We start from the raw sequence: 13,597 nt of genomic DNA, 5'->3' as shown, positions 1-13,597 counted from the left end.
GGGCCCACACTGTACCGACCGCCGGGGGCGCTGCGGTCGGGCGGCGCGGAACCGGCGTGCGAGGACGCCGGTCGACCACCGTTTCGAGATCGCACGGCACCGTGTGTACCGGCCGGGTGGGACACAGGTACGCAACATCCGGCTCACCTCGGTTCACACATGTGATTCCCGCTGCTTTCCCCGGAAACACCCACCACGTTTCCGCTATATTGCCCTGTATCAGCCAGGCAACGGAGCCGCCGAGTCGTTCGAGCACTGCCCGACAGTTGCCCGAACGTCCCTGTCCACCCGTACACATTCCAGGTGCGCGCGTGCCCGCCCGGCCCACGCTCCGCTACGGAGGCCTTTCATGAGCTCCGAGATTCTGTTCTTGACTGCCGACGAGGACTGTACCGCGGCGCTGCCTGCTCTGACCCTGCTGCCGCACCGGGTGCGCGTGCTCAAACCGGACCCGTCGGTGATGCTCGGCGTGGGGCCGCACGATGCCGTCCTCGTCGACGCCCGCACCGACCTGGCCGGGGCACGTGATCTGTGTCGCCTGCTGTCGGCGAGCGACTCCGGCGCTCCGGTGATCGCGGTCGTCAACGAGGGCGGCCTGATTGCGGTGAACGACCAGTGGGGCGTGGACGAGCTCCTGCTGCCCACTTCCGGGCCGGCCGAGGTGGAGGCAAGGCTGCGACTGCTGCTGTCCCGCAGTCGCGCCGGGGACACGACAGGCGGTGAGTCACTGACCGTGGGCGACCTCGTGATCGAGGAGGCGACCTACACCGCCAGGCTGAAGGGACGCGCGCTGGAACTCACCTACAAGGAGTTCGAGCTGCTGAAGTACCTCGCGCAACACGCGGGGCGGGTGTTCACCCGCGTACAGTTGCTCCAGGAGGTGTGGGGCTACGACTTCTTCGGGGGGACCCGCACGGTCGACGTGCACATCCGGCGCCTGCGCGCCAAGCTCGGCCCGGAATACGACGCGATGATCGGAACCGTGCGCAACGTCGGCTACAAGTTCGTGGTCCCCTCGCGCGGCGGCAGGGGTTCGTCCCTGCGGGCTCCCGCCGGTGAGGCCCCGGTCGACGAAACCCCGGTCGACGAGCGGGACACCGGGAACGCGGGCGCCGTCGAACCGATCGATGCCTCCCTTCGCCGGTGAGCGCTCGACAGTTCCGGATCGCCGTGGTGGTCGGGCAACCGACGGAGAGCGAACACCGGTAACGTCGGTGCCGTGGTGCAGCTGACGTGGCGCAACGGGTTGGACGAGAGTGAAGCGGCCGAGGTGACGGCGCTGCTGTCCGAGGCAGCCGACGCCGACGGCGTGGCTCCCGCGGGCGAGCACGTGCTCCTGCGGTTGCAGGCGCACCGGGGAGTGGTCGAACAGATCGAGCCGGTGCAGGCCGATGTGGGTGGCTCGGAGCATTTCGTGGTGCGCGGTACCGATGGTGCCCTGGTCGGCTACGCGCATCTGGACACGGCGGGCGAGACGTCGGGTGACGCGCTGGTCGCCGAACTGGCGGTGCACCCGCAGCACCGCAGGCGGGGCATCGGGGCAACGCTGATCGAGGCGCTGCTGGAGCGCGCGGAGTTGCCCGCCGACCCGGATGCGCGGTCCCGGGACACCGAGGACGAGCCGGCCGGGGCGGCGTCCGCCCGCCTGCTGATCTGGTCACACGGCCAGCACCCGGGGGCATTGCGACTGGCCGAGCGGTTCGGTTTCGCTCGCTCCCGCGAGCTGTGGCGCATGGGTCGGGAACTGGCCGGGGCGGAACTCCCGCAGGAGTCGCTCGCCGACGGTGTGTCGATCCGTGCTTTCCGGGTGGGGCAGGACGAAGCTGCCGTGGTGCGGGTCAATCACCGCGCGTTCCGGTGGCATCCGGAACAGGGCGACATGACCGAGCGGGACCTTCGCGACAAGCAGCAGCAGGACTGGTTCGACCCGGCGGGTTTCCTGCTGGCCGTGGACGACTCGGACGAGCTGCTGGGGTTCCACTGGACGAAGATCCATCCGGACGGCACCGGTGAGGTGTACGTCGTCGGGGTGGATCCCGCCGCGCGCGGCAGCGGATTGGGACGGTCGCTCACGGCTGCCGGGTTGCGTCACCTGCAGGAAGCCGGATGTCGCCAGGTCATGCTGTACGTGGAGGGGGACAACGGCCCGGCGATCAGCGTGTACGAACGTCTGGGTTTCCAGCGCTGGGACAGCGACGTGCAGTTCGGTCGCTGACTCGTCCGCCGTGGATCACGGTACGCAGACGGAGGAGTTACGGGCGGGTGGATGATCACCCGGCAAGATGTGTTCCTGCTTACTCAGCGTGCCGTGTTCATCTGCTGTTCACTTCCATGGAGATCCCCATCAACCGGAGTTCCTTACCGTTTCGGGACGAGCGGCACACGCCGCGATCCCCACCTGGCTCCCGAGTGGAGGAACGACGTGAAGATCAAGCGGCACAGAGCTGCGCTCGGCTTGCTTGCAGCGAGCACTCTCACCCTCACCGCGTGCGGGACGGACCAAAACGTCTCCTCGGCCGAGATGAACCCCGCGTTGAAGAACCTGAAGGTCGAGTGCGGGACGCAGCCCGTGGTGGCCGAGGGATCGTCCGCGCAGAAGAACGCCATGGACATCTTCGCCCGCGCCTACGGGCTGAAGTGCCAGGGACAGCAGCTCAACTACACCGCGTCGGGGTCCGGCAAGGGAGTCGCGGCGTTCACCGCCGGCCAGGTCCAGTTCGCCGGTTCCGACGAGCCGCTCAGCAAGGAAGCCGGTGAGGTCGCCGCGGCGCAGGAGCGCTGCAAGGGCAACCCGGCGTGGAACCTCCCGATGGTCTTCGGCCCCGTTGCGGTGACCTACAACCTTCCGGGCGTCGAGAACCTGGTACTCACCCCCGAGGCGATCGCCAAGATCTACCAGGGCGAGATCACCAAGTGGAACGATCCGGCGATCGCCGAGCTCAACCCGAACGCCCAGCTACCCGCCATCGACATCGTCCCGTTCTACCGCTCGGACGAGTCCGGTACCTCGGCCAACTTCCAGAAGTACCTGGCCACCGCGACCGACGGCCTGTGGACCGGTGAGGGCAAGACGTTCCGCCCCGGCCCCGGAGTCGGCCAGGGGCGCTCGGGCACCGACGGCGTGACCTCCTCGGTCGAGCAGACCAAGGGCGGCATCACCTACGCCGCCTGGGCCTTCCCGAAGAACGCGGGTCTGGGGATCGCCTCGATCGACAGCGGCAGCGGGCCGGTCGCGCTGACCAGCGAGTCGGTCGGCAAGGCCATCGACGGTGCCAAGATCAAAGGGCAGGGCAACGATCTGCGGTTGAACCTGGAATCGATCTACGGCAACAGCCAACCCGGTGTGTACCCGCTCGTGCTCGCCACCTACGAGATCGTGTGCTCGAAGGGGTACTCCCCGGAGGTCGCCAAGGGAGTCAAGGCCGCACTGAAGGTCGCCGCCAACGCCGACCCCGAGGAGCTGGAGCAGGCGGGATACGTGGCACTCCCCCCGAAGTTCAAGAGCAGGGTCGTCAGTGCGATCGAGGACATCGAGGCGTGACGGTGAACGCGCAGGGTGTTGCCGGACACGACACACCTCTCGGGTCTCGACGGAACAATGTCACCGCACAGCACCGGAAGTGAGAGGCTGCCAGCAGCAGTGACCGACTCTACGAAGCCCGAGCAACGTTCCGAGGGCACCGGCACCGCCGGTGCCCTCCGGGGCGTTCCGGAGGAAGCCCCCGGCCCGGAGAATCCCACTCCCGAATCCCCGTCGGACAAGTCCGTGGTTCGGCTCGGCGATCGCATCTTTCGCTCGGTCGCCACCGGCTCCGGCATCTTCGTCATCGCGACGATCGCCGCGATCGGGATTTTCCTGCTCATTCGCGCGATTCCCTCGCTGCAGGCCAACGAAGTCAGCTTCCTGTTCAGCAGGGAATGGCAGACCGGCGATCCGAGCAACCTGCGCTTCGGGATCCTCGACCTGGCCTGGATCACCGTCGCGAGTTCGCTGGTGGCGCTGATCCTGGCAATGCCGATCGCCTGCGGTATCGCCCTGTTCCTCACCCAGTACGCGCCGCGTGTACTCGCCCGCCCGTTCGCCTACCTCGTGGACCTGCTCGCTGCGGTCCCCTCGGTGGTCTACGGGTTGTGGGGGGCACTGGTCCTGGCTCCCGTGATCAGCCCGTTCGCCGTCTGGTTGAACAACAACCTCGGCTGGATTCCGATCTTCGCCGACGGCAACGTCCCCGCGGGTAGCGGAGCCAACGTGTTCACCGCGGGCATCGTGCTGGCGGTGATGATCCTGCCGATCATCACCGGGGTGACCCGTGAGGTCTTCGCTCGCACCCCCACCGCGCACATCGAAGGCGCGCTCGCGCTGGGTGCGACCAAGTGGGAGGTCGTGCGCACCACCGTGTGGCCCTTCGGGCGCAACGGTTTCATCGGTGGCTCGATGCTGGGGCTCGGCCGTGCGCTCGGTGAAACGGTGGCGCTGACGATCATCCTCAGCTACACCTACACCCCCCCGAACTACAGCATCTTCGACGCCGGTGCCACGTTCGCCTCGCGGATCGCGCTGGGTTCGGCGGAGTTCAACAACAACCTGTCGGTCGGTGCCTACATCGCGGCCGGCCTGGTGCTGTTCATCGTCACGTTCGCCGTGAACGCGCTGGCCCGCTGGATCGAGAGCAGCAGCGGTAAGGGGAAAGAATGAGAACGGACACCGCTGACGTCGAGCAGCCCGCCGCCGACCCGGCATTCCAGTACCTCAGCCTCGGGCGGAAGCTGAAGAACAACGCCGCGACGGTCGTGTTCACCGCGGCGTTCCTGATCGCGGTCGTCCCGCTGCTGTGGGTCCTGGTCACCCTTCTGCAACGGGGCCTGCCCCCGCTGCTGAACGCGGACTGGTGGAACCACTCGTTCTACGGCCTGCTGCCCTCCGACTTCGGCGGCGGCATCTACCACGCACTGGTCGGCACCATCGAGCAGGCGCTGGTGTGCGCGCTCTTCTCGGTGCCGCTGGGCGTCACCGTCGGAATCTTCCTGATCGAATACGGGCAGAATTCCCGGCTGGCCAAGACCGCCACGTTCATGGTCGACATTCTCAGCGGACTGCCCTCGATCGTGGCCGGCCTGTTCATCTACGCGCTGTGGATCACCACGTTCGGTTTCGACCGCAGCGGTTTCGCGGTGTCGCTGTCCCTGGTCCTGCTGATGCTGCCGCTGGTCGTGCGGACCACCGAGACGATGCTGCGCATCGTGCCGGACGAGCTCCGGGAGGCCTCCTACGCACTGGGTGTGCCGAAGTGGAAGACGATCCTCAAGGTCGTGTTGCCGACGGCACTGTCCGGCATCGTCACCGGGGTGATGCTCGGCCTGGCCAGGATCATGGGCGAGACGGCTCCCCTGCTGATCCTGGTCGGATACTCCCGTGCGATCAATTTCAACCTCTTCGAGGGCCCGATGGCCTCGCTGCCGTTGACCGTGTACACGGCGCGCAAGACCTCCACGGAAGCCGGGGAGTACCGAATGTGGGGTGCGGCGCTGACCCTGGTGCTGCTCATCATGCTGATCAATCTCCTGGCAACGCTGATCTCCAAGTTTTTCGCCGTCAAGACCAAGTAGGGCGGTATTCGAACCATGGCCAAACGACTCGACATCAAGGACCTGAACCTGCACTACGGCAAGTTCCATGCCGTCGAGGACGTGACCCTGCAGGTACAAGCCCGCAGTGTCACCTCCTTCATCGGACCCTCCGGGTGCGGCAAGTCCACCGTTCTGCGAGCTCTGAACCGCATGCACGAGGTCATCGCAGGTGCTCGCGTGGACGGCAAGGTGTTGCTCGACGGCGAGGACATCTACGCGCCCAGCGTGGATCCCGTGCAGGTCCGGCGCACCATCGGCATGGTCTTCCAGCGGGCCAACCCGTTCCCCACCATGTCCATCCGGGACAACGTGGTGGCCGGTCTCAAACTGACCGGGGAGAAGAACAAGAAGAAACTGGACGAGATCACCGAGCGGTCCTTGCGCAGCGCGAACCTCTGGGAGGAGGTCAAGGACCGCCTGCACAAGCCCGGTGGCAGCCTCTCCGGTGGGCAGCAACAGCGGTTGTGCATCGCGCGGGCGACCGCGGTGCAGCCCGATGTGCTGCTCATGGACGAGCCCTGCTCGGCACTCGACCCGATCTCGACGCTGGCGATCGAGGACCTCATCGCCGAACTCAAGAAGGACTACACGATCGTCATCGTCACACACAACATGCAGCAGGCGGCGCGGGTGAGCGATCAGACGGCGTTTTTCAACCTGCGTGCCGTCGGTGAGCCCGGGCAGCTGGTCGAGATCGAGGAAACCGGGAAACTCTTCTCGAATCCGAATCAGAAGGCCACCGAGGACTACATTTCCGGCCGCTTCGGGTAGGAGAGCGTTGCTGATTCCGTGCGGGTTGCGTGCGTGGCAGAAAGCGGTTGACGCTGCTTGACCGCGGCCTCCTCGTTAATTGCTCCACTGGTCGGCGATGGTGGAGATGAGGGCGTTGGAATCCTTGGGAGGCAGCGCCGCGGCGCACACGCTCTCGAAGACCGACAGGTACGGCCGGGTCTCGGCAAGGTCGTCCAGGAATCGCGAGTTGACCGAGTCCCCGACGTGCACGACCTGCGGATCGGCCGGGTCCGGAAACGAGAAGACCGCCACCCGATCACCCATCAGCGGATGCGCACCGGCAGTGAACGGCAGCACCTGCAGCGTCACGTTCCGCCGGTAGCCCATGAGCACGAGATGCTCCAGTTGCGCGCGCATCACCGCAGGACCACCCACTGCCCGGCGCAGCGCCGACTCGTCGAGCACCGCCCACAGCTCGAGCGGGTGTTCGCCGAGCAACCGCTGTTGTCGCTTCGAGATCACGGTGAGGCGCTCGTCGATTCCGCCCCCATCGAGCCCGGGATCCTCGGCTCCGAGGAGCGCCCCGCTGTACTCGGCGGTCTGCAGCAGCTCCGGGACGGGATCGGCACCGAAGCAGCTCACTGCCGTGGCCGCCGTCTCCAGACCGAGGTATGTCTCGAACCCGGCGCGCTGTGCGGTGCTCGGATACTCCTGCCACCAGCCGCGTTGTTTGGAGCCCTGGGCCAGTTCGATCAGACTGCTCGCCTGATCGGTGTCGGCCCCGTAGAACTCGGCCATCAACCGCACATCGGAGGTTCGCACCGGCACCCGGCCGAGCTCGATCTGGCTGACCTTGCCCTGGGAGCAGTCCAGATACGCAGCCACCTCGCGATGGGTGCGCCCGGCCGTCTCCCGTAACCGGCGCAGCGCACTGCCGAGGCGCCTGCGATGTACCGTCGGACTCTCAGGCACCCCGCCCCCTCCTCCGGTGGCAGAGTCGCCGGTGCGGGGCCGATCATCGCCGGACGGCGGGGGCGAGCCGGGCACGCGGATACGGTGGCGCACTCGCCGTAGCGTGCCACAGGAGATCAGCGGTATCGAGCAGTGACACCGGTTATCAAGGACACCGGCCGTGAACAGTGTGCTCGCGGGTGTCCTCGGCCGTGGGGTCGGCCACGGCCGGTCTCTCAGTTGTTGTTGCTGCCGGGCATGGAGCCGGTCACGATGTAGACGATCCTCCGGGCCACGGATACGGCATGGTCGGCGAAGCGCTCGTAGAAGCGACCCAGCAGAGTGATGTCGACGGCCGCGGAAACCCCGTGCTCCCACTCCGGGCTCATCACGACGCTGAACAGGTGACGATGCAGATCGTCCATCTCGTCGTCGTCGTCTTCGAGCCCCCGGGCCTCCTGCACGTCCTGCGTGCGCATGACGTGATTGACACGATTGGACAGCTTGACGGCGACCTGGCCCATCCGGGAGAAGTACGACTTGACGTCGTCCGGCAGTACCGGCTGCGGATGCCTGCGACGGGCGGCCTTGGCGACGTGCAGCGCCAGATCTCCCATGCGTTCCAGGTCCTCGGCGGCGTGAATGGTCGAGATCACGGTACGCAGGTCTCCGGCCACGGGCGCCTGCAGCGCGAGCAGTCCGAAGGCGTGCTCCTCGCAGCGCGAGCGCGCCTCGTCCACCTGCATGTCCTCGTCGATCACCTGCTCGGCCAGGGAAAGATCGGCTTCCAGGAGCGCCTGGGTAGCATGCTCCATCGCGGTGCCGACCATCGTCGACATCGAGGCGAGTTCATCGGCAAGCTTGCCGAGCTGTTCCTGGTAAACCTCACGCATGGGTGCCAGCTTACTTCCCGACGGAATACGGCAGGGTGCACGGTGGTAAACCCACAGTGAACGTGCACGGTTGCATCCGTGATTCGGCTCACTCGGAAGTGTGATATCGCGGCGGAACGCAGCATCAACCGTGGGCCCGCGCCGGAGATCGGCTCAGCCGCAGACGTCCTTGCCCGCATTGACCGTCGCGAGATTGTCCGGCACATCCGGTGTTCCCGTCTCCGGTTCCCGCACCGTTTCCTCGTAGCCGGTGCCCAGTTCCAGCCTGAGCACCTCACCGGCGGAAGCATCCTCGACGAGAGTGGCACCGGGGATCGAGGTGGCCAGTATGCGAGCGGCTTCGGCATTGTCCGCCGAGTGCCGGATGACGGTGCGCTCCACCGTCTGTTCCATGTCGCCGACACCCGTCACGGTATAGCCGACCTGCTGCAGTTTGTCCCTGGTGCGCCCGGCCAGGCCGGCCCGATCGGTCGTGTTGAACACCTTGATGGCGACATCCGGTGGTTGGGTGGCCTGTGCCGGGAACACTCGAAGTGCGCCACTCCCGGCCGAAGCAGCCAGGGCGGGAGCGGTCGACGCGGCCTCGTCGGAGAGAGAGTCCTGTGTCATCGGATCGGTGCCGGCACTCCGCGCGCTGGAGGCGGTTTCGGATTGCTCCGTTCCGGAATCCTGCTGGTGCGGCGCGATCGGAGTGTCCTCGATGATCGCCCGGAACAGGGCGTCGGCGTCGGATTCGCGGAGTTCCTCGTTGCCGTTCTCATTGGCTTCCCCGGTCGTGGGCACGGTGATGAACGTGACCTTGCCGGGTTCGAGCCCCTGCAGGGATCGCCCGAGTCCGATGAGCTGGTCGGTGCCGATGTTCTCGCCGAAGGTGTTGGAGGTGACCGCGTTGACGAAATCGGTGAGTTTGCCCGGATCGAGCAGCACCTGAGCCGACATGGCCTTGCGCAGCAGCGCGGACAGGAACAGTTGCTGGCGTTCCATTCGGCCGTAGTCGGCGGTCGGATCACCCGCGACGTGGCGGGCACGCACATACTGGAGCGCTTGCTGCCCGTTCAGCGTATGACGCCCGGCTTCCGGCAGGATCGTGCCCAGGACACTGTCGACGATCGGCATCGTGCTGCAGATACGCACTCCACCCACTGCATTGACCATGGCCTGGAACCCGCGGAAATTGATGCCCAGGAAGTTCGTGATGGACAGTCCGGAGATTTGTTGGACGACCTTGGTGGTGCACTTCGGGCCGCCGACGGCGTAGGCGGTGTTGAACTTGACGTTGTTCACCGCGGGCAACCGGTTGTCGGAGTAGTCGCCGGTTTTGGCGTCCCATTCCCGGCATGTCGGCCGGTCGATTTCGAGGTCGCGCGGAAAGGAGACGATCAGGATCCGGTCACGGTCGGCCGGGATGTGCGCGACCATCGTCGTGTCCGAGCGCGCGCCCGGGTGACTCTTGACAGTGCCCGCACTGTCATCGGCTTCCGCGCCCGCGCGAGTGTCCGAGCCGACCAGCAGGAAGTTCAGGTCCCCGGTCTGCATCTGTGAATTCCGGATCGCGGCCGAGTGTGGATCCAGCGCCGAGACCTCGCGGAACTTCGCATCCACCCACGTCTTCGCGCTCCAGCCGACACCGGTGGCCACGAACACCGCCACTGCCGCCGCGATCGCAAGTACCTTGCCCAACCGGACCGTGCGTTGCTTGCGTTGCTGCTGTTTCCATTCCACCCGGGAGGCGTCCCCGTTCCGACCACCCTCGATGAAGTCGAAGGGCATGTCCTGGCCGAGTTCGGGTTCCTTGCGCTTGCCGAGCAGCCGGCCGAATCGGTTCCTGCGCCGGGCCTCCTCTTCGGCGATCTGATCGTGGACGGCCGAGAACCGGGCCAGCGTGGCGTCGATCGCTTGCGTGTAGGGATCCGGCTTCTCGGTATCGAGCTCGCGCTCGTCGCCCCCGTCCTCGTCGCCGCCGGAGCTGCCTCCGGATCGGCGCTGCTCTGTGGAGCCCGTCTCGCCCGACTGTTCGTCCGGCTCGTCGTCCCACACGGCTCCGGACATCGCGGCGTTGCCCGGCTCGGCCTCGTCGCGGATGTTGCCCGCTGCGTCCACGGCGGGCACCGATTCCGTCGGATCGGCAGGCTCGTTGCGGCCACCGGAAGCCGGCGCGGTGGCGCTCGGTGCGTTGCCGAGCGGGTTCGGCGGCACCGGTGGGTTCGGCGGCACCGGTGGGTTCGGTGGTGCCGGTGGGTTCGGTGGTGCCGGTGGCACCGCCGGTTGCTGCGCCGTGACTTCGGCATCCTCGGTCTGCTGCTGCGAGGCGGGTGTCGCGTGACCGGGTTGCTGCGGCCGCCGTGGTGGCCCTGCGGGTTGGCCGGGCCTCGCCGGAGCACGGCCTGCCGTGCCGTCCGTGACGGGGGCTCCCGACAGTGCGGTGGCGATCCGGGTCTGTTCGGCTTCTCCTCCGGTCGGTGCTCCGGCCGAGGTGGTACCGGAGGTGCTCGGTGCCGGTGTCGCTGCGGCACCGGGTGAGGCGGATGGAGAGCCGCCGTTGCTTTCCGGGGGCAACGGCCTGGGGGGTGGGGACGCTGCGGGGGGCTCGGCACGATTGCCGGGGAGGGGAGCGTTCGGCCGTCGCGGAGCACCCCGGTATTCCGGATGCGGCGGCGTGCCGTTCTCGGTCTGCGGAGTGGGGTGGGGAGCTATGTGCCCCTCCACAGGGGATGCCCAGGCATCGGGCGGTGCCCCGTGCTGCGATGCGGTCGGTGGCCGGCCCTGGCGAGCGGCCTCCTCGTGCGGAGGCTGCGATGGAGGACCGTTCCGGGATGGCTGTGCCCCGTTGGTGCCCGGCGGAACTCCCGGGGGTTGCTGGGAAGGCTGCCGGGGGGCGTGCCTGCCGGGCTGCTGAGGGGTGGGGGATTGTGCCGGAGACCATTGCCCTGCCTGCTGCCTGCTGTGGGGCGATTGCTGCTGGGCGGCTTGCGGGTGCGCCGGGGCCTGCCCCGCGCCGGGTTGTTGCCCGGCGGAGGGTTGTTCTGCCTGCTGAGGACGGGGCGGTTGGGCCGGCTGTTGCTGGGGCGGTTGGGCCGGCTGCTGCTGGACGGGCTCCTGGTGTTCCTCGGGAGACTCCGGTTGCCGCCGCCGGTGGGAGGAGCCCTGCCCGGAGGGCTTGCCGTGCTTGGACAGCAGATCGAAGACGCGGGTGCCGCCCGTGCCGTCGTCGCCCAGAGCGCGCCTGCGGCGTCCGGCGGGTGACGACTCCTCACCGGACGGTTCGACGTGGTCCGGTGGGGAACTCCGGTGCCCGAAACTGCCTTGCCGGGGATCCTGCGGCACCCGTGTCCCTCCCATCCCTCGACGTCGATGCGCTTACTCGAACGTTGGCGATGCCCCACCCCCCGCATGTCTCGCCCACTCTGCCGCGATAGTACGACTGGTCGCTCGAACTGACGACAGTGTGGGCGATTTCTTCACAATCGGTACACGAGGCTCCCGATGTCTATCGCCCGACTCGCCTGCATGTGTTACCCGGCCGGCCGTTGGCTGTCACTGGCTGCCGTGCCGACACGCCGGGATCCCCGTGTGTTACGTCACCATCCGCGAGCGGCTCCGAGTGTCTCCGAGCCCGTTGCGTACCCGGCCGACCGGCTTTCCCCGGCCGAACGATAGACCACGGTGTTGCGTCCCGACTGTTTCGCCGTGTACAGCAGCACGTCCGCGTTGAGGATCTGCTGCTCGGCCGTCGCCCCCGGGGCGTGGGGCCTGCCCTCGTGGCTCAGGCCGATGCTGACCGTCACGCGCAGGCCCGGAGCCATTCGCGACCACGGGAAGCGTTCGATGCGGGCGCGGGCGGATTCGCAGATCGCCACGGCGTTGGCCGTGTCGATGTCGGGCAGGACGAGCGTGAACTCCTCACCTCCGTAGCGTGCGCAGAACCCGTCCGAGGGCAGCGCCTCCTGCAGCAGCTCGACGACCCGCTGCAGCACTCGATCGCCGAGGACATGGCCGTGGGTGTCGTTGACACTTTTGAACCAGTCCAGGTCCACCAGCGCGACCCCGAGTCCGCCGCCCGTGCTGTGGGCGAGCAGTTCCGTCAGGCGTTCGTCGAGGTAGCGCCGGTTGTAGCTCGCGGTGAGACTGTCGCGCAGGCTCTGTTCACGAGCGTGGGCGTGCTCCCTGCGGAGCCGGTCGACCTCGTGACGCAGTTGCTCGGGAATCTGCGGTCTCTCGTGTGTCGATCTGATGTCCAGCGCCGAGCGCAGATGCCGATAAGCCTGCTGCCACTGGCCACGTGAGGCCAGTAGTTCCGCGGTCGTCTCGTGCAGTTCGATCAGACCGGCTTCGCCCGACGTGTCGTCGCCCGGTTCGCCGTCCTCCCGCGGATCGGGGTCCGGCTCGTCCGTACCCGTCGAAGGTGGTGGATCGCTGGAGCTGTGTTCGGCCGGATTCGCCGCGCGCGGCATCGGTGCCGTCGCGGAGCCGGAAGGCGGAGCGAGGGCCGTGCAACGCGCCCCTGCGGCATCTGCACGCCGTGGTTCGGGATCGGTGGCCTCGTTGCGCAATCCGTTCATCGCACTCACCTCCCGTCCGTGGTGTCGTCGGATGAGACGGATCGCTTGAGCGACTTGTACTCGGATGCACTCGAATTCGCTCAACCGGTTGACCTGACTTCTCGCTCCCGGTTTGTCCGTCGCGGTCCGTGGCCATGCGGTGATGCTGCGAGCCTTGCGAATCGCACTTGCCGAAACTGCATGGTTGTTTACCGGGACGGCGGGTCTGTGCGGAAGCGAAATGCTGCGTTCCCACCCGCACGGACGAGTACAAAGTGTGTGTTTCGCTACATTGATGGAGCAAACGCGAAGGAAAGCGCCGACGTATCGGCAAGGACGCAATGTAGCCGAACGCACCCGGATCGGGTGGCCCGGTGACCGGTCTCAAGTGGGACAGGGAGCGAAGCCGTGGGCCCGTCGGTTCAGGAACACGATGTGCTGCGAGCCGATCTGATTGCCGATCACCACGCCGTGGCGGCGGACAGTAACTTCCACGGCCACCACCCACGAACGGCCACGTGGTGAGACACCATCGAGTGAGAATCCGGGGTCCGGGCGCAATGTGGACATGGCCGGGTCGAGTTCGACCGTCGTGGCCCCGAGTTCACAGGTTTGCCCACCGAAGTCCGGGTGCTGCGTGCGCCGTAGGAACTCCTGCTGGACCCGAGGACCTTTGCGGGCCGCCGCGTTGTTGTCCCGGAAATACTGCCGCGCGAGTGCACGCTCACCGGCGTCCGGTGGTGGTTCCGCAGTGGATGAGCAGCCCGTGGAGGTGACGAGGAGTGCCAGCCAGCCGAATACCGCCCGGATCGGGAGCCGTGGACGGCGGCGCTGCGGGGCGGAGGCCATGTGATG

12 protein-coding genes are annotated in these 13,597 nt (G+C 67.2%); 7 read left to right on the top strand and 5 right to left on the bottom strand.

Going from position 1 to position 13,597, the window contains the following annotated elements; translation table 11 throughout:
* The first annotated feature begins 349 nt into the window (after positions 1–349).
* The 6 genes from DFQ14_RS01885 (at position 350) to pstB (ending at position 6,399) form a co-directional block, all read left to right on the top strand.
* A complete protein-coding gene (locus tag DFQ14_RS01885) occupies positions 350–1,147 on the top strand; it encodes a winged helix-turn-helix transcriptional regulator (RefSeq protein WP_114451247.1) in 798 nt (265 codons plus the stop codon).
* 123 nt (positions 1,148–1,270) lie between these two features.
* Positions 1,271–2,215, top strand: coding sequence for a mycothiol synthase (gene mshD / locus DFQ14_RS01880; RefSeq protein WP_420810126.1), 945 nt, complete (start codon positions 1,271–1,273; stop codon positions 2,213–2,215).
* 207 nt (positions 2,216–2,422) lie between these two features.
* Complete coding sequence (pstS, locus tag DFQ14_RS01875) at positions 2,423–3,541, top strand: phosphate ABC transporter substrate-binding protein PstS (RefSeq protein WP_114451245.1); 1,119 nt, start codon at positions 2,423–2,425, stop codon at positions 3,539–3,541.
* 99 nt (positions 3,542–3,640) lie between these two features.
* Positions 3,641–4,696 (top strand): phosphate ABC transporter permease subunit PstC, encoded by a 1,056-nt coding sequence (pstC, locus tag DFQ14_RS01870; RefSeq protein WP_246195743.1) that lies wholly within the window; start codon positions 3,641–3,643, stop codon positions 4,694–4,696.
* Positions 4,693–5,607, top strand: coding sequence for a phosphate ABC transporter permease PstA (gene pstA / locus DFQ14_RS01865; RefSeq protein ID WP_114451243.1), 915 nt, complete (start codon positions 4,693–4,695; stop codon positions 5,605–5,607). Before pstC ends, pstA begins: the two co-directional genes overlap by 4 nt.
* A 15-nt stretch (positions 5,608–5,622) precedes the next feature.
* The gene (gene pstB / locus DFQ14_RS01860) at positions 5,623–6,399 is read left to right on the top strand and encodes a phosphate ABC transporter ATP-binding protein PstB (protein ID WP_114451242.1); all 777 of its coding nucleotides are present in this window, start codon (positions 5,623–5,625) and stop codon (positions 6,397–6,399) included.
* Positions 6,400–6,474: 75 nt separating this feature from the next.
* On the opposite strand, the gene DFQ14_RS01855 is transcribed toward pstB, so the two are convergent.
* The 3 genes from DFQ14_RS01855 to DFQ14_RS01845 all read right to left on the bottom strand — a co-directional run bounded on the left by DFQ14_RS01855 (position 6,475) and on the right by DFQ14_RS01845 (position 10,418).
* Positions 6,475–7,332: a helix-turn-helix domain-containing protein gene (locus DFQ14_RS01855; protein ID WP_170206373.1), complete on the bottom strand. Its 858-nt coding sequence runs from the start codon at positions 7,330–7,332 to the stop codon at positions 6,475–6,477.
* A 215-nt stretch (positions 7,333–7,547) separates the two neighbouring features.
* Entirely contained in the window at positions 7,548–8,204 is a 657-nt protein-coding gene (phoU, locus tag DFQ14_RS01850; RefSeq protein WP_114451241.1) for a phosphate signaling complex protein PhoU, read from the bottom strand.
* A 153-nt stretch (positions 8,205–8,357) separates the two neighbouring features.
* Entirely contained in the window at positions 8,358–10,418 is a 2,061-nt protein-coding gene (locus tag DFQ14_RS01845; protein WP_170206372.1) for an LCP family protein, read from the bottom strand.
* 729 nt (positions 10,419–11,147) lie between these two features.
* Here DFQ14_RS01845 and DFQ14_RS01835 point away from each other — a divergent pair.
* Positions 11,148–11,447, top strand: a complete 300-nt coding sequence (locus DFQ14_RS01835) for a hypothetical protein (protein WP_114451238.1) — start codon at positions 11,148–11,150, stop codon at positions 11,445–11,447.
* 335 nt (positions 11,448–11,782) lie between these two features.
* Here DFQ14_RS01835 and DFQ14_RS01830 read toward each other — a convergent pair whose 3' ends face one another.
* Together DFQ14_RS01830 and DFQ14_RS01825 are read right to left on the bottom strand one after the other, a co-directional pair.
* Positions 11,783–12,763, bottom strand: a complete 981-nt coding sequence (locus DFQ14_RS01830) for a GGDEF domain-containing protein (protein WP_246195742.1) — start codon at positions 12,761–12,763, stop codon at positions 11,783–11,785.
* A gap of 363 nt (positions 12,764–13,126) precedes the next feature.
* Positions 13,127–13,591: a hypothetical protein gene (locus DFQ14_RS01825; protein WP_114451237.1), complete on the bottom strand. Its 465-nt coding sequence runs from the start codon at positions 13,589–13,591 to the stop codon at positions 13,127–13,129.
* Positions 13,592–13,597 lie beyond the last annotated feature (6 nt).

This window comes from Halopolyspora algeriensis (genome assembly GCF_003337235.1).
Lineage (GTDB): Bacteria > Actinomycetota > Actinomycetes > Mycobacteriales > Pseudonocardiaceae > Haloactinomyces > Haloactinomyces algeriensis.
This window is presented reverse-complemented; position numbering and strand designations above follow the sequence as displayed.